This is a genomic window from Flavobacterium maritimum, from assembly GCF_040049085.1.
Taxonomy (GTDB): Bacteria; Bacteroidota; Bacteroidia; order Flavobacteriales; family Flavobacteriaceae; genus Flavobacterium; species Flavobacterium maritimum.
The window spans coordinates 141,193-157,008 of the sequence record NZ_JBDLZY010000004.1; the positions used below are offsets into that span (position 1 = coordinate 141,193).

Genomic DNA, 15,816 nt, shown 5'->3' on the forward strand with positions numbered 1-15,816 from the left:
AAATACTATCTACTTAATCAAAAAATAATACATCATGAAAAAATTTAAAAAAGAAGACACAGTAATGTTGTTGATTGACCACCAAGTTGGTACACTTAATTTTTGTGCAAACAGACCTCATGAATTAATTATAAGTAGAACAAGAGGTCTTGCAAGAGTAGCTAAAGCATTAGGGATTCCTGTAGTACTTACAACAAGTCAAGAAGACCATGCTCAAGGTCCACTAATCAAGGATTTGCAGGAGCTATTACCTGAAGAGTATGCAAATCGTGTAAAAAGATCAGGTATTACTAATGCTTGGACTGATGAAGATTATAAAGCTGCTGTTTTGAATGTAGCAAACGGAAGAAAAAATGTAATTATGGCAGGGCTTACAAATGACGTTTGTATTGTATGGCCATCCATTTCAATGCAAGAAGAAGGTTTTGATGTTCAAGTGGTTATTGAAGCCGGAGGTTCGCCTACAGAAATTGGAGATGATGTGGCAAGAAAAACATGGGAAAATCATGGAGTAAGAACCACTTCATTTAACCAGTTAATTTCAGAATTGGTTTATAGTTGGTCAACTGAAGATGGAGAAAAAGTTGTTCCGATTCTTTTTGACGAAATTTTCTCTAAAATGTGATTGATTTAATCAGAGGTGCCAATATTCATTTTCACCTCTGATTAAATTTATAAGAATGAAAATTAAAATATGATGTTACAAAAAATAGAACAAAAACACTTTAGCGGTAGAGGTGGAATACAAATACTCTATCCTGGACTAGTTATGAATGAAGGAGATACTGGAATTGGCAGTATTGGAAGAATAGACCATGCAGAGATAAATGGTAACGGTACAATTCCAATGCATCCTCACGTAAATGATGAGATTCTGTCTTATTTCAGAAGCGGAAAAGGTTTGCATCGAGATAGCGAGGGCTTTGAAGAGATAATTGGAAAAGAGAAAATGATGTATATGAAGGCTGGAAAACTTTTCTATCATGAAGAAACAATGATGAGTGAAGATGAACCCTTAGAGGGCCTACAAATATTTATAAGACCAAGTGAAAAAGATCTGAAACCAGAAGTAGTCTTTTGGGATTTAGACAAACTGCATTCTGAAAATGAATGGCGATTAGTTGCCTCTGGTACGAAAGAAACCCTATTTCAGTTTAGCAGTGAAACTTGGATTTATGATACCAAATTGTTAAGTGGATTTTCAATTAATTTACCTGATTTGCCAATACAAGATTTAACTTGTTTGCTTTATGTATTTAAAGGAGCAATAACGGCCAATAATATAAACTTGCAAAAAAAAGAAAGTATTATAATTAGGAATGAAACAATAAATATTTCTTCTAAAAATGGTGCCGAATTAGTTTTGTTTGTAACAAATGAAAAAGGAACAATTTTTAGAGATGGAATGTTTAGTGGTAATAAAATGACATAATTCAGCTAATGTATAATGTGATGAAAAGTGCTATTGATTTTTTTCGAAACAATTGGATTTTAATTACAACTATTATTGTCGTTATCATTACAGGATATCAATGCTTTATTTACTTAAAATGAGGAATATGGAGGAAGCAAGTAAAATTCAAAAAGTACTAAATTCTTTAAAGTTCATTACTGAGAAATATATTACTTACCATTTTAGCAACTACTTATTTGATAATGGATGCTTAAATTTTGATTGGGCTGGTAGTGAAGACCCTGATTTATTAGAAGAAAATAAATTACCAGCAGCAAAAATTTCATTGGAAAAACTAGATGAATCAATAAATGATTTTTGGGTTCATAATGCTCGATTCTATGTTTTTTATTTATATCAAAATTTGGATTTGCATGTAAAAAACAATTTGGCTATAATTGACTACATAAACTATCATTCAAAGCAAGACATAATAAATGCTATTACTTGCTTATGTGTTACAGGAAGAATTTATCAAACACAGTACATTCAACCTGAAGAGGTAATAATTTTTACTGGAAGTTCAAACAAAACTTTAGCTGAACATTATGCTGATCTGGATTTGATCGCAATTCAAAAACTAGATAATAAACTTTTTTTTGAGTATATAAAAAAAATGACAATATGATTAAATTTGGAGGACTTGAAACTTTTTGTGATGTTTTATTAGATATATTTTTTCATCAATCCTCAACAAGACATCAAAACCACATTGCTTGTGGTATCCAAAGACAGACCCTATATATAATAGGCCAATCTCTTTAAATCCTGCAAAAAATGGTTCGTAAACAGGTTCGTAAGGACCACCAATTTTTAAAAACCTCCCAAATCATTTGATTTTGGAGGTTTTTTTTTGGTTCTAAAATTATTCGAATTTTATTCAAAATTTGATCGCTCCCTAAATTTACTTGAATTGTTGATTCTAACACCTTAAGTTCTACTAAGAAAAACAGGTCATGAAATTCTAATCGGTTTGCGTCGAGCTACTATGTAACAAATTAAGTAAAAAACTACATATACAAAATCAGTACAGATTTTAGCATCGGAAAATAACTAGTAAAGCTCAAAAAATATGAACTTATCACAATGGCTCGTTTTTGTTTTAATCATGCAAATTATTCATGGAATATCTACTTGGAAATTTTATAAAAAAGCGGGAAGAAAACCTGTAGAGTCATTTATACCAATTTACAATTTAATAATTTTAATGAAAATTATCAATCGCCCTGTTTGGTGGGTCTTATTACTTTTTATTCCTATTGTAAATCTTTTACTAATTCCTGTAGTTTGGATAGAGATTATTAGAAGTTTTGGGAAAAATTCCAGACTTGATACTGCATTAGTTTTGCTATCATTTGGATTCTATATTACTTTTTTAAACTATAATTCTGATAAGCTAATCTATATTAAGAATAGAGATTTACAGCCGAAAACTAAAACGGAAGATATTGTAAGTTCTCTTTTATTTGCTATTATTGTTGCCACATTAGTACATACATACATTATACAACCATTTACAATTCCATCTTCATCGTTAGAAAAAACGTTGTTTACTGGAGATTTTTTGTTTGTAAGCAAGCTTAATTTTGGAGCAAGAACTCCTATGACTGCAGTAGCATTGCCTATGGTACATGACTCAATTCCTTTTTTTGGTTTAAAATCATATTTATTTAATGATGATGCTGCAAAAAAAGAAACCTTATTATTAAACAAGTTTCAATTACCCTATTTTAGATTTCCTGCAATAGAATATATTAAACGTAATGAAATTGTAGTTTTTAACCAACCTGCAGACACGCTGCGTGATATGGATAATTTTCATCCAGATAGAAATTATTACAAACCAATTGATAAAAAAACAAATTTAGTAAAACGATGTGTTGGAATACCTGGAGATTCTTTAGAAATTCGTGAGGGAAATATTTACATTAATGGTAAAATATCAAAATTGCCAGAAAGTGCAAAACCTCAATATAATTTTTTGATAGATACAAAAGGGGAAGCTATCAATCAAGATGCTCTTGTACATAGATATGGAGCTAGAGAAGGCCTAAAGTATGCAAATGGCTATTTTGCTCTTACAAATACAGGAGAGTATTTTTTGACATTAACAGATGAAGAAGCTAAACTAATAGCAATTAACCCAGTTGTAAAGGGAGTTAAAAAACATTTAATGTCAAAAGGAGAGAATGGAAATGTATTTCCTCATATTTCTTCTTTGGGTTGGAATATCGATAATTTTGGACCTATTTATATCCCTAAAAAAGGGTCAACGATAAAGTTGAATATAAAAACACTGCCCATATATAAACGAATTATCGAAGAATATGAAAATAATAGTTTGGAAATTCATGACAAGGAGATTGTAATAAATGGAAAAGTAAGCAATACTTATACTTTTAAACAAGATTATTATTGGATGATGGGAGATAATCGTCAAAATTCTTTAGATGCAAGATTTTGGGGATATGTTCCTTTTGATCATGTAGTAGGTAAACCCGTATTCATCTGGTTTAGTTGGGATAAGGATGGTATAGGTATTAACAAAGTTAGATGGAATCGTGTTTTTTCTGTAGTAAACGGAAAGGGTGAACCTAAGTCTTATTTAATGCATTTTTTATTATTAATAGTTCTTTACACTGGAGCAAACAAAATAATAAAGAAAAAGAAAAAAGAATAGGCTCGTGAATGTTTAAGAAATTTTCTTCAAATCCTGCATAAAATGGTTCATAAACAGGATCGTAAGAACCACTAGGAAACCCCATTAGAAATAAGGGTGTTTTTTTATGATTCTTTTTTCTTCAAACACCGTCCTCTCGGCTCATCCCCCTCATGAAGTACAATTTCTGAATGTAGGAACTGTGCGGCCTCTGCCGAATCTTTCACTTTGGTAGCACTGCGTTCTAACATTTCAGATTCAAAATCAGTTAATACACTTTCCCTCAGTCCAGCTTTTCTCCATTGAGACAAAGGTCTGCATCCTCTTACGATTGCCCGAGCCAGCATGAGAGCATCCAGCAGCGCTTGATTTGCTCCCTGTCCTTTGAATGGACTCATTGGGTGAGCCGCATCTCCAATCAGAGTTACTTGTTCCCCTTTAGCCAACAATTCTGATTTGAGTAATTCACGGTCATACACAGGATAGCCAGAAATCTGAGCTTCCAGGGTCGCCGCTAAAATCTGAGGAATAGGGTCGTGCCACTGAGTTCTACGACATGCTTCTTCCTTGAGTGCCTGAGGTCCTTGAGCACTTAACGCCTGAGCCTCTTTTTCTGGCATTGGGAAGCTAAGTTGCCACATCACTGAGTCTGACATGTAAGGCATCATGTAGATCCTCTCATTCCCATTGGCGGTTTGAAATACAGTGGACGAGTCCAGTAAAGAACTAGTAAGACCTTCGAGAGCACTCAATGGACAAATACCCAATATCACAATACAGCCTAGGTAGCGTAAAGGTGTAATATCCTCACCAATAAGTAACCTCCGCACCGAACTACGAATACCATCGGCCCCAACCACAAGATCCGCCTTGCAGCTTTTCATCTCGCCGTTAACTTGAAAGCTTAGATTAACGCCGTTGCCCTCTGATTCCTTAAAACCGACTAACTGGTGTCCCCACTGTATTGCATCATGTCCGCCAAGTTGCTCAAGCAGTGCTAAGCGCAAAGACTGCCTTGCGATATGTACATTTGTACGCTTCGGAGCCGTTTTCGCATCTGACTGTATCCACTTTCTGACACCCCATTCACCAATCATTTTTCCTTCTGTAGTATGAACCACATGTCTTGTTGAAATTACCCCTTCTTCTAATGAGAAAACACCCAATCCCTCAATTGCTTTACTAGCTTGTTGCAAAGTGAGTCCGTAGCCCTGGGAGCGAGCGTCGAAGTGGCTATCGCGCTCAAAAAGGGTAAAAGGGATTCCGCGATGCAAACAAGCCACAGCTAGAGCCACACCTCCTATACCACCACCGATAATAGCAACATGCGGGTAGTTTTCTTTATCAGCTATAGGATGGCTGGCAGAAGGAATCAGTCCGGATCCTGAACAGTTCAAACATAAGGACAGGTGAGACTTAGGACGGACAGGAGCAGTCCCTTCTTCTTTAGTTTTTTCAAATTGATCGAGTGCTATCTGATAGCGGAGTCGTACTTTCTTGCTGAGCCTTTGACTTTTTTTGCCACGTCCCTGACATTCGGGACAAACAGTCCAGCTTGCTTTTTCATTTTCCACTTTTTTCACTTCCTCTTTATTTAACATGATCTTGACTCCCATCTATAAAAAAACTTAACCTATACAATTGATGTTGAGCATAATTGTGGTAGTTGTCTAAGTTTAAGACAAAAGATTGGCGGCGCAAAACTACCTTTTTCAAATTGAAATAGAAAGGATTTATCAGAGCTATTTTATTGAAATTTTCTTCAAATCCTGCAAAAAATGGTTTGTACACAGGTTCTTATGGCTCACAAAAATTACAAACCTCCAAAGTTATTTGATTTTGGAGGTTTTTTTATGGTTCGAAAAAGCTATCTTTTTTACGGAGCAAGGCCAAACTAGTTTAATGTTAAGGCCCCTAAAATTTCTTCGGATAGGAAAGGACCTCCAGGATAGGTAGCAGTGTAATCAAGGTTTAGCCAAACTTGATCTCGTTCATCGATGTGGTAATGCAATTTTTGTTTGTGACTCTCATCAACAAAAAGTACATTTTTAATCAGATAATTTATTTTGTCCAAATCATTACGGGTACCAATTAATATTTCAGGGTAAATATGTCCTTTGGTATGAATGAGTCGGGGCGTACCACCAATGGATCTTATACTCGCAGCCATTAGAATCGAATGGTCATCACAATCACCGGAGAAATACAGCAGGGTTTCACTAGCGGTCGCGATATAATCACCTTCTTTGGGATCATTTACATAATGCCATCTATGATTGATTTCTTTAAAAACAGCAAAACACTGAATTATTGTTCTGTATTCAGAATATCCTTTAATGTCTTTGAAATGTTTGGTAGTGGCCATGATGGCAAAGTTCCTCACTTTTGGGTTCTGGTATTCGATAGCACTAACTATAGCTGTCTTATTAGGGAACGGAAGCAGTTTGGCAATGATGATATCCTGAGGATGCGGATTGTCTGACATGGAATACACCATGGAATTATAGTCTTCAAAAACACTGCTAAAACCATAATTCCCTAACACGGTTCCATAAAATAAAAACATGAAATACAGCGAAATACAGATAATAATAATGGTTCGTAATGCCGTTAAAAATAACTGAATAATAAGCAATAAGAATAGGAAAAGTAAAATACGGTCGCTGTTAAAAGGCCAATCCGGGTTAACGAGATTTTGGTGTGCGATAATAAAAACCGGGAACGTAATTAATAAATTCAGAAAAAAAATAATAACATGATCCCAAGGTTTTTTCACCTGAAGTTTGGTTCTTATCTTTTGAAAATCAATTTTATTATTTGGTACCATATTATCAAAAAGCAGAAGTCTATATCGCTTTTACAATTTTAACAAATGTACTTTTTTTATCAATAATACCCAGTTCAAACAACTGATTTTGAATTTTGTTTAACACTTTTTCATCTAAATTGTTTTGAGACCATTCGGTTATGGACAACCATTCCTGAATATCTTCCTTTTTTTGGCGGAAAGTATCTGATAATGTTTGGTCTATGTTTGGAATATTCTTAAATTCTGAAGTTTTATTATTGATGATTTTAAGAATTTTCGAAATGATTTTGGGTTCTTTTTCCAGTATTTCATCACGAACGGCAATTACGAAGCAAGGCCAAGGCGTAGGGCAATCAGCAATTCGACGAAAAATACCATTGTCAACTAATGGTTTGGTCATAAAGCGTTCCCACATAAAATAATCGGCAGTTCCGTTAGTCAATGCTTCGACGGCACCATCAATGGTATTTACGATTTCAAATTGTAGATTATCTGTTTTCCATCCCTGATTATTGGCATTGACATAGGCCATTAATTGCGAACCGGAGCCTAATCTGGAGATAGCTGCTTTGGTGTTCTCTAAATCATTAAGTGTTTTATAACTCGATTTTGCTGCCACATGAATTCCCCAAATTAATGGACTTTCAACATAAACCTGAACAATTTTGCTTGGATTTCCGCTTACAATATCTTTTACGATTCCTTCGGTTAGGATTACAGCAATATCAGTTTCACCATTGCGAAGCATTTGGCACATTTTTCCCGTTCCTTCGGGAACATCGGTCCATTGCAAATCGATGTTTTCTTTTTCAAAATCACCATTTTCAATGCATAAATGCCAAGGTAAATTGAAATGTTCCGGAACACCTGCTATTTTTATTGTTATCATAGATTAGGATTTTTTAATTCATACCAGTTCCAAGAAATGCCATCTTCCAAATATCGGTCGGTTTCTACCAGTCCAATTTTTTGCAGTATTCTGTTTGAGGCAATATTATCTGTATGTGCTGCGGCTTCCATAAGTTTGATTTTCATTACATCAAAGCCATAATCTAACCACGCATAACTTGCTTCACTTGCGTATCCTTTTCCCCAGAATTTCTCGTTTAAACGATATCCGATGTCATAAAAATTAACCTTGTTATTCACCATTTCAGTATTGTATTTTAATCCTGCCCAACCGATTAATTCGTTTGTTTCTTTTAAAATGGCTACAAATCTTCCAATATTATTTTGGATGTATTGGTTTCTTACCGATTCGATGGTTGCTATTGTTTCTTCAATATTTTTTTGGGGTTTATTCCAAAGATACTTATGGACATTGGGGTTAGAGTCCATTTCGAAAAGCGCTTCAGCATCTGATGGAAGCATTTCTCTCAAAATCAAGCGTTGGGTTTCTAGAATAAGATTCATTGTCTTTACAAAAAAGTTGTTGTTTAACGATTTAGCCCTGATCGAAACGGCATCCTTTTGTGCTCTTTTTTGAGCACAAAAGATACAGTGTAGAGCAGGAAATAGCTCCTAAAATTACACATTAATATCTTTAAAATTATTCATTCTGGCGTAACGGATCATATTGGTAAACGCCTCCTGGTCCAGTTTTGGTATTTCCAGAATAGAGTTTAATAAAGTAGTATCGTATTCATTGGCTTCGGTGATAAGATAGGGTTTCAAGTGTTTGCCAATACTCTCGTAATACAATTTTTCAATGGTATTTTTGTATTTAAAATCGAGTGTGTTTTGGATTAAAGTAAAATTTGAATACCCAACTTCTTTCATAATCAATTGCAATCCTTTTACGATATTGAAACTCTTATCATTCACAATATTAAGTTGTTGAATGTCATTTCTTTCGAAAGTAGTAACAATTACTTTTGCCACATAGTCAACAGGAATAATGTTTAATCCAGTTTTTTCATTGATTATAAAACGCACATTTTCCTGTTCGTTTTTTCTTTGAGCCGTAAAATGGAAGAACTTCGCCAAGAGATAAAAAACCATGTATTTCGAAATAAAATAGTTGCTCTCTTTTCCCAACATTTTTCCACCGATAACGCTCGGACGTAATATTTGATAAGGCAATCCCAAAGATTTGCATTGTTGTTTTACAAAGTTTTCTGAATGGAATTTGGCTTCTTCATATGCATTGCGATGTTCCAGGTCAAAATCTAAATTGTGAAAATCATTATCAATAAGACCTTTTCTTTCACCTGATGAAAAAGCGGTACTGATGTAAATGAATTTTTTTATAAAAGGATGGAACAGATTGAAAAGTGATTTTGTGATTTTGGTATTTTCATCAAAAATTTTCTCCCGTTGATCTTCATCTGTTGACAAGTTGACGTATCCTGCCGAATGGATGAAGTAAGCATCTTTTATCTGACTGGAAAAAGAATCCTTAATTTCAGACAAATCCGTATCGATGATTTCAAGGTATTCGTGCAGCTTTGCAAGCCCTTTGTCTTTGATGATTTTTGGGGTATAACTACTGGATAATATTTCATTAATTCGATCTAAAGCCGTGTTTTTTCCCTTGTTTCTCGCAATAAGAAAAAGTTTGCCATCAGTTTTAGTTTTGATGAAAAGCTCCAGAATTTCATACATAATATGAGAACCTAAAACCCCTGTAGCACCTGTAAGTATTATTTTCATTATCTTTTTGTTCTAAAAAACAAAGATAGTTTTAAAAAAATTAAGTCAATAGCTTTAAAAGGAAAGTGTCTGTCAATTTGTGTGTTGAATTGTATAGATTGGAATGTACTGTTTCTATTGGACTTTCCCAGAGCCATAGGCTCGGCATATTTTGGATTTCAACCCGTCTATGATAAAAAAGCAATGCATTGTTCTCTAATGGCCCATATTTGCTCAAAAGTAATTTCAGAATTTGTTTTAGAAAGCCAATTTTTAATAAAGCTTTGATGATAATCCACTTTGAAAACGCCAACCTGAAAAGGTTCAATTTCGATTTCCTCGAGTACATCATTTTTTATTTTGTCAAAATTAGATGTTGCTGTCGTACAATCTACCCGTTCATTATTTATTTTCAAATAGCAGTGGGCCTCCGGAATGAATGGAATATTGTTTTGAGACAAAATAGTTCCAATTTTAGTATTAGTTTTATTCATTCTATAAATCCCGATAATTAATTTGATATTCGGAATCCCATTTTGATTCGCGATTTCTTTTAAAAAGGCATGTTTCGAACTGCAGCTGCCTTTGTTTTCTTTTAAAATTAAAGACAAATCTTCTCGATTGGCGTTTCGACCGTAGGGAATTTTTCGGGTAAAAAGCAACAAATCTTCCCAAGTATCAATTCCTGAAGATTGTACTTGCTGCGTTAAGGAATCAGAAGAAGTTAGAATGGTTTTAATCATTTATTTTGCCTTTAAAGGAGAAATAATAATTCGGAATCCATCAGGATCAAGGAACATTTTGCCTCCCGAAACTTGAGGATTATTCCAATATGGATTTTTTGAAATTACAAGCGAAACGTGATTTGCTGAAATTTTATTCAATAGATTTTCATATTCTAAAATTGTTTCGGGATAAAGCACTAGAATATCATCTTCATCAAAATAATGATTTGCTTTTTCATTTGATTTTGTAAATTCAAAATGCCAATCCAAATTTGGTTTTCCAATAAAAATTCCATCATAATTATTATGATTTTGAAAGCCACCTAGACGTTCAAAACCCAAAATATTTATATAAAAATTTTCTATTTTTTGTAAATTATCGGTATGTCTGGCAACTCGTAAAACCATGGCTAAGATCTAATTTGATTAATGTGATGTTCTAAATGCTCAACATAATCGATCATTAGAAATTTTAAATCAATTACAGATTGATCCTTCATGATAATTTGATAATCAAGTGCTTTTTCATCGACAGATTTAAAAATTCTAAAAATTTGCTTATTTATTGAAAGCCAAAGCTGTGTTAATTCGCTAATATCCATTGTTTGATATTGATTCAAATTAACTAAATCATTTTGACTATAAGACCTGTGGAGATAGGGCTTTTCGAGGTAATTTATTTCTGTAAAACGAACTAAATTATGAATAGCCGAATCTACTAAATGCCCTAAAATCTCTTTTTTAGACCATTTATCTGGATTTTTCGCTTCTAAAATGACAGTATCAATTGTTGTAAAATAAATGGCATTTTCATTAAGCAATTGCTCAAATTTAAAGATTGTATTTTGCATTTAGATACCGCTTGCAAGTTTATTTAATGTATAAGCAATCAGTTCATCCACTGCTTTGTATGGGTCTTCGCTAAAAGTTCCGGAAGCACGGTTGGCAATAATGGCGTTTAGCGAAAGCGCATGATGGCCTAAAAGAGCTGAAAGTCCATAAATAGCGCCTGTTTCCATTTCGAGATTGGTAATGCGATTACCTTCAAAGTTGAAATTATCCATTTTCGAATTTAAATTTTCATCCTGAATGTTCAAACGCAATACACGTCCTTGGGGACCATAAAAACCACCTGCTGTAGCTGTGATTCCTTTATGAATGCGATCGCTTTCGATTATTTTTTCCAGTTTTTCGGAACAGGCAATAACGTATGGTTTTCCTTTTCGCAAATCCCAATGGGTGTGTTGTACAAAGGCATCTTCGATTTCGATATTTGAAATTTTGTCAATCAAATAGGAGCGGAGCATATTGTCTAAACCTAGCCCAAACGTCGACATGACAAAACTATCCACAGGAATATCAGCTTGTAAAGAGCCAGATGTTCCTATGCGAATAATATTTAATGAGGTAAGATTTTCTTTGGGTTGTCTGGTTTCTAAATTGATATTGACCAAAGCGTCCAGTTCGTTCATGACGATATCAATATTATCAGGGCCAATTCCGGTCGACATCACCGTAATTCGTTTCCCTTTATACTTTCCGGTTTGGGTCTTGAATTCTCTTTTTTGAGCAGAGAATTCGATGCTGTCAAAAAGTTGTGTGATTTTTTCTACCCTGTTTTGGTCACCTACAAAAATAATGTCGTGAGCAATATGCTCTGGTTTCAAATTGAGATGGTACACACTACCGTCTGGATTGAGAATTAATTCCGATTGTTGTATAGCCATTGTTGTTTTTTTTAACCGCAAAGAGCACAATCCCGATAGCTATCGGAATACGCAAAGTTCGCAGGGTTTTTATTTGATTATATTGAAATTCTGTAAACTACAATTTGCAAACTGCAAACTGCAAACTGCGACTGAGAACTGTTTTTTTATCCCCCAACACGTTTTACTTTAAAGCCTTTTTCCTTTAAAATGGTCATGATTTTATCACGATAATCACCTTGAATGATAATGGAATCATCTTTGAAACTTCCGCCAACACTTAATTTAGTTTTAATTTCTTTGGCCAAAATTTTGAAATCCTCATCAGAGCCTTCGTAACCTTCAATTATAGTGGTTGCTTTTCCTTTACGTTTTTCGAATTTGCAAATCATAGGTTCTTTTTGAACATACAATTCGTGGGGAGCTTCTTCAGCAGGTTCTTCCGGACTTACTTGATGGTCCGGGAAAAGGTTTTTTAATTGGTCTTGTAAATCCATAGGTTTAAGATTAATTTTATTTTAAAACCATTAAGAAATTAAGGCTCATTGAGAAAAGTACAGCTTAATTTCCTTAATTTCTTACTGATAAAAAACAAAAAGACATTAAGCATACACTCAATGTCTTTTATAATTGATGTAAATTTAAGTTTTATTTTTTGATTAAACCCAAATCAACTAAACGCTCATATAAATATTCTCCGGCCGTAATGTCTTCGAATTTCTTTGGATTTTCAGCATCAATGCAATTTTCCAAACAATCCAATTTCATATCACTTACCGGATGCATAAAAAATGGAACAGAATAACGTGATGTTCCCCATAATTCTCGCGGTGGATTTACTACTTGATGAATGGTCGATTTTAATCTGTTATTAGTGTGACGTGACAACATATCACCAACATTGATAACTAGTTCATCCGATTCGGCAATAGCATCAATCCATTCGCCATCATGATTTTGAACCTGTAATCCTTTTCCTTGAGCGCCCATTAATAAGGTAATCAAGTTGATATCACCATGTGCAGCGGCACGAATGGCGTTTTCAGGTTCAGAAGTAATAGGAGGATAATGGATAGGTCTTAAAATGGAGTTACCATCTTTTGCATATTCGTCAAAATAAAATTCATCCAAACCAAGGTGCAATGCCAAAGCACGTAAGACATAAACTCCTGTTTTTTCAAGCATTTGATAAGCTTCTTTCCCCACATCGTTAAAACGGGGCAATTCTTTTACAACAACATTTTCAGGATATTCTGAAGCGTACTTTGAATCTTCAGAGACATATTGGCCAAAATGCCAAAACTCTTTCAAATCCCCTTCTTTTCTGCCTTTGGCATGTTCGGTTCCAAAAGATACATAGCCTCTTTGCCCTCCAATTCCGGGAATTTCATAGCCACGTTTTGTTTCTAATGGCAAAGCGAAAAATTTTCTAATTTCGCCATACAATTCATCAACCAATTGGTCGTTTAAAAAATGCCCTTTGAGTGCTACGAAGCCAATGTCTTCAAAAGCACTTCCGATTTCATTTACAAATTTTTGTTTACGTTTCGGGTCATCCGAAAGGAAATCACGCAAGTCAACACTAGGAATGTTTTGCATATAATATGAATTTTTATAAATTAGAAGTTTTGAAAACTTCCAACTACAAATGTAAAGAATAATTTTAAATCAATATTTTTAAATTTGTTAACTAAATTAAAAAATATAACAAAAAACACTAAAACTGTTATATTTTTTTATCTTTGAACCACACAATAAAACCAGAAAAAATGACTTTTGATAGAAAAGATCTCACCAACGATCAATTATTGGATTTATACAAAAGAATTCTTAAGCCTAGATTAATAGAAGAAAAAATGTTGATACTTATTCGTCAGGGAAAAGTATCCAAGTGGTTTTCAGGAATTGGTCAAGAGGCAATTTCTGTTGGAGTTACCGCAGTTTTGGACACAGACGAATACATTTTACCAATGCACCGAAACTTAGGTGTTTTTACAGGAAGAAATATTCCGTTATACAGACTGTTTTCACAATGGCAAGGCAAGGCTAATGGTTTTACCAAAGGTCGTGACCGTAGTTTTCACTTTGGTACTCAACAGTACAAAATTATTGGAATGATTTCACATTTGGGGCCACAGTTAGGGGTTGCCGACGGAATCGCACTAGCCAATAAAATAAAGAAAAACGGAAAAGTTACTGCGGTCTTTACAGGTGAAGGCGCTACAAGCGAAGGTGACTTTCACGAAGCCTTGAATATTGCTTCTGTTTGGGAATTACCAGTCATGTTTGTTGTAGAGAACAATGGTTATGGCCTTTCGACACCGACCAATGAGCAATATCGTTGTGAAAACTTGGCAGATAAAGGCGTTGGTTATGGAATGGAAAGTCATATTGTTGACGGAAATAATATTCTCGAAGTGTATAATTTATTGTCTGAGTTGAAAGCTTCGATGGTTGAGAATCCACGTCCTGTTTTATTGGAATTCAAAACCTTCAGAATGCGTGGTCACGAAGAGGCCAGTGGTACCAAATATGTTCCGCAAGAATTGATGGACATGTGGGCGGTAAAAGATCCGGTGGAGAATTACAGAAAATATTTAACCGAAAATGGAGTTCTGACAGAAGAATTTGATTCGGCCATTCGTACAGAGATTAAAAAAGATATCGATGATAGTTTGGCTGTAGCCAATGCTGAACCGGAAATAGAAGCTTCCTATGAAGAAGAGTTAAATGATGTGTACAAGCCTTATACATTTGAGTTGTTTAAACCAAATGCTGAAACTGAAAACATCCGTTTTATAGACGCAATTTCTGCCAGTTTGAGACAATCTATGGAGCGTCATGAAAACTCAGTTATTATGGGGCAAGATATAGCAGAATATGGTGGAGCTTTCAAAATTACTGATGGATTTGTAGCGCAATTTGGTAAAGAACGTGTTCGTAACACGCCTATTTGCGAAAGCGCAGTTGTTTCGGCAGGAATGGGATTGTCTATCAATGGATGCAAAGCTATTGTAGAAATGCAGTTTGCCGATTTTGTTTCAACAGGATTTAATCCGATTGTGAATTTGTTAGCCAAATCGCATTACCGTTGGTTAGAAAAAGCCGATGTTGTAGTTCGTATGCCTTGTGGTGGAGGGACGCAAGCGGGACCTTTTCATTCCCAAACCAATGAAGCCTGGTTCACTAAAACACCAGGATTAAAAGTAGTTTATCCTGCATTTCCTTATGATGCAAAAGGGTTATTGAATACTTCAATTAATGATCCTAATCCGGTATTGTTTTTTGAACACAAACAATTGTACCGAAGTATCCATCAAGAGGTACCAACAGATTATTATACCATTCCGTTTGGAAAAGCAGCTTTATTAAAAGAAGGAAATAATGTTACCATTATCTCATTTGGAGCAGCGGTACATTGGGCGTTGGATACCTTAGATAAGAACCCTGAAATTTCAGCTGACTTGTTGGATTTAAGAACATTACAACCATTGGATACTGAGGCTATTTATGCTTCAGTGAAGAAAACGGGTAGAGTAGTTATTTATCAGGAAGATTCAATGTTTGGAGGTATTGCAAGCGATATTTCAGCTTTGATTATGGAAAATTGTTTTGAATATTTAGATGCGCCTGTAAAAAGAGTAGCCAGTTTAGATAGTCCTATTCCGTTTACAAAGGCTTTAGAAGATCAGTATTTACCGAAAGAAAGGTTTGAAAAAACACTAAAAGAGTTGTTGAAGTACTAAGACTTTAGAGATATTGAAAGATTTTTTTCTTTCTAATTAAAATGCATCAAAAAAGCGGAAATTGTATAAACCGTTTTTATGATGCAT

16 protein-coding genes are annotated in these 15,816 nt (G+C 34.5%); 5 read left to right on the forward strand and 11 right to left on the reverse strand.

Annotated features, from left to right (window positions below; translation table 11 throughout):
- Positions 1–34: 34 nt before the first annotated feature.
- The 4 genes from ABEB23_RS09990 to lepB all read left to right on the forward strand — a co-directional run bounded on the left by ABEB23_RS09990 (position 35) and on the right by lepB (position 4,133).
- Complete coding sequence (locus tag ABEB23_RS09990; protein ID WP_348812451.1) at positions 35–625, forward strand: isochorismatase family protein; 591 nt, start codon at positions 35–37, stop codon at positions 623–625.
- A 69-nt stretch (positions 626–694) separates the two neighbouring features.
- Positions 695–1,432 (forward strand): pirin family protein, encoded by a 738-nt coding sequence (locus ABEB23_RS09995; RefSeq protein WP_348812452.1) that lies wholly within the window; start codon positions 695–697, stop codon positions 1,430–1,432.
- Between the two features lie 127 nt (positions 1,433–1,559).
- On the forward strand, positions 1,560–2,081 hold the full coding sequence (locus ABEB23_RS10000; RefSeq protein ID WP_348812453.1) for a hypothetical protein: 522 nt from the start codon (positions 1,560–1,562) through the stop codon (positions 2,079–2,081).
- A 444-nt stretch (positions 2,082–2,525) separates the two neighbouring features.
- The gene (gene lepB, locus ABEB23_RS10005) at positions 2,526–4,133 is read left to right on the forward strand and encodes a signal peptidase I (RefSeq protein WP_348812454.1); all 1,608 of its coding nucleotides are present in this window, start codon (positions 2,526–2,528) and stop codon (positions 4,131–4,133) included.
- A gap of 104 nt (positions 4,134–4,237) precedes the next feature.
- Here the strand turns inward: lepB and ABEB23_RS10010 are convergent, their stop codons facing one another.
- From ABEB23_RS10010 to ABEB23_RS10060, 11 genes are all read right to left on the reverse strand, one after another.
- A complete protein-coding gene (locus tag ABEB23_RS10010; protein WP_348812455.1) occupies positions 4,238–5,728 on the reverse strand; it encodes an FAD-dependent oxidoreductase in 1,491 nt (496 codons plus the stop codon).
- Positions 5,729–6,006: 278 nt separating this feature from the next.
- Positions 6,007–6,939, reverse strand: a complete 933-nt coding sequence (locus ABEB23_RS10015) for a transglutaminase-like domain-containing protein (protein ID WP_348812456.1) — start codon at positions 6,937–6,939, stop codon at positions 6,007–6,009.
- Between the two features lie 19 nt (positions 6,940–6,958).
- Positions 6,959–7,810, reverse strand: a complete 852-nt coding sequence (locus tag ABEB23_RS10020; protein ID WP_348812457.1) for a substrate-binding domain-containing protein — start codon at positions 7,808–7,810, stop codon at positions 6,959–6,961.
- Positions 7,807–8,334 carry a GNAT family N-acetyltransferase gene (locus ABEB23_RS10025; RefSeq protein WP_348812458.1) on the reverse strand — a complete coding sequence of 176 codons (528 nt, stop codon included), beginning with the start codon at positions 8,332–8,334 and terminating at the stop codon, positions 7,807–7,809. Before ABEB23_RS10025 ends, ABEB23_RS10020 begins: the two co-directional genes overlap by 4 nt.
- 114 nt (positions 8,335–8,448) lie before the next feature.
- Positions 8,449–9,573 carry an SDR family oxidoreductase gene (locus ABEB23_RS10030; protein ID WP_348812459.1) on the reverse strand — a complete coding sequence of 375 codons (1,125 nt, stop codon included), beginning with the start codon at positions 9,571–9,573 and terminating at the stop codon, positions 8,449–8,451.
- 167 nt (positions 9,574–9,740) lie between these two features.
- Entirely contained in the window at positions 9,741–10,295 is a 555-nt protein-coding gene (locus ABEB23_RS10035) for a hypothetical protein (protein WP_348812460.1), read from the reverse strand.
- On the reverse strand, positions 10,296–10,685 hold the full coding sequence (locus ABEB23_RS10040; protein WP_348812461.1) for a VOC family protein: 390 nt from the start codon (positions 10,683–10,685) through the stop codon (positions 10,296–10,298).
- Between the two features lie 2 nt (positions 10,686–10,687).
- On the reverse strand, positions 10,688–11,128 hold the full coding sequence (locus tag ABEB23_RS10045) for a DinB family protein (RefSeq protein WP_348812462.1): 441 nt from the start codon (positions 11,126–11,128) through the stop codon (positions 10,688–10,690).
- On the reverse strand, positions 11,129–12,004 hold the full coding sequence (locus tag ABEB23_RS10050) for a nucleoside phosphorylase (protein ID WP_348812463.1): 876 nt from the start codon (positions 12,002–12,004) through the stop codon (positions 11,129–11,131). It lies immediately after the preceding gene.
- 146 nt (positions 12,005–12,150) lie between these two features.
- Positions 12,151–12,480 (reverse strand): translation initiation factor, encoded by a 330-nt coding sequence (locus tag ABEB23_RS10055; protein WP_348812464.1) that lies wholly within the window; start codon positions 12,478–12,480, stop codon positions 12,151–12,153.
- Between the two features lie 151 nt (positions 12,481–12,631).
- Complete coding sequence (locus ABEB23_RS10060; protein ID WP_348812465.1) at positions 12,632–13,582, reverse strand: isopenicillin N synthase family dioxygenase; 951 nt, start codon at positions 13,580–13,582, stop codon at positions 12,632–12,634.
- A 170-nt stretch (positions 13,583–13,752) separates the two neighbouring features.
- On the opposite strand from ABEB23_RS10060, the gene ABEB23_RS10065 reads away from it, so the two are divergent.
- The gene (locus ABEB23_RS10065; protein WP_348812466.1) at positions 13,753–15,729 is read left to right on the forward strand and encodes an alpha-ketoacid dehydrogenase subunit alpha/beta; all 1,977 of its coding nucleotides are present in this window, start codon (positions 13,753–13,755) and stop codon (positions 15,727–15,729) included.
- Positions 15,730–15,816: the final 87 nt, after the last annotated feature.

What these genes read in the sequence shown, in the direction of transcription:
- ABEB23_RS10060 (WP_348812465.1), bottom strand. Translation starts at nt 13,582, where the DNA reads ATGCAAAACATTCCTAGTGTTGACTTGCGTGATTTCCTTTCGGATGAC.
- ABEB23_RS10065 (WP_348812466.1), top strand. Translation starts at nt 13,753, where the DNA reads ATGACTTTTGATAGAAAAGATCTCACCAACGATCAATTATTGGATTTA.
- ABEB23_RS10055 (WP_348812464.1), bottom strand. Translation starts at nt 12,480, where the DNA reads ATGGATTTACAAGACCAATTAAAAAACCTTTTCCCGGACCATCAAGTA.
- ABEB23_RS10030 (WP_348812459.1), bottom strand. Translation starts at nt 9,573, where the DNA reads ATGAAAATAATACTTACAGGTGCTACAGGGGTTTTAGGTTCTCATATT.
- ABEB23_RS10015 (WP_348812456.1), bottom strand. Translation starts at nt 6,939, where the DNA reads ATGGTACCAAATAATAAAATTGATTTTCAAAAGATAAGAACCAAACTT.
- ABEB23_RS10010 (WP_348812455.1), bottom strand. Translation starts at nt 5,728, where the DNA reads ATGGGAGTCAAGATCATGTTAAATAAAGAGGAAGTGAAAAAAGTGGAA.
- ABEB23_RS10035 (WP_348812460.1), bottom strand. Translation starts at nt 10,295, where the DNA reads ATGATTAAAACCATTCTAACTTCTTCTGATTCCTTAACGCAGCAAGTA.
- ABEB23_RS10020 (WP_348812457.1), bottom strand. Translation starts at nt 7,810, where the DNA reads ATGATAACAATAAAAATAGCAGGTGTTCCGGAACATTTCAATTTACCT.
- lepB (WP_348812454.1), top strand. Translation starts at nt 2,526, where the DNA reads ATGAACTTATCACAATGGCTCGTTTTTGTTTTAATCATGCAAATTATT.
- ABEB23_RS10045 (WP_348812462.1), bottom strand. Translation starts at nt 11,128, where the DNA reads ATGCAAAATACAATCTTTAAATTTGAGCAATTGCTTAATGAAAATGCC.
- ABEB23_RS09990 (WP_348812451.1), top strand. Translation starts at nt 35, where the DNA reads ATGAAAAAATTTAAAAAAGAAGACACAGTAATGTTGTTGATTGACCAC.
- ABEB23_RS10050 (WP_348812463.1), bottom strand. Translation starts at nt 12,004, where the DNA reads ATGGCTATACAACAATCGGAATTAATTCTCAATCCAGACGGTAGTGTG.
- ABEB23_RS10000 (WP_348812453.1), top strand. Translation starts at nt 1,560, where the DNA reads ATGGAGGAAGCAAGTAAAATTCAAAAAGTACTAAATTCTTTAAAGTTC.
- ABEB23_RS09995 (WP_348812452.1), top strand. Translation starts at nt 695, where the DNA reads ATGATGTTACAAAAAATAGAACAAAAACACTTTAGCGGTAGAGGTGGA.
- ABEB23_RS10025 (WP_348812458.1), bottom strand. Translation starts at nt 8,334, where the DNA reads ATGAATCTTATTCTAGAAACCCAACGCTTGATTTTGAGAGAAATGCTT.
- ABEB23_RS10040 (WP_348812461.1), bottom strand. Translation starts at nt 10,685, where the DNA reads ATGGTTTTACGAGTTGCCAGACATACCGATAATTTACAAAAAATAGAA.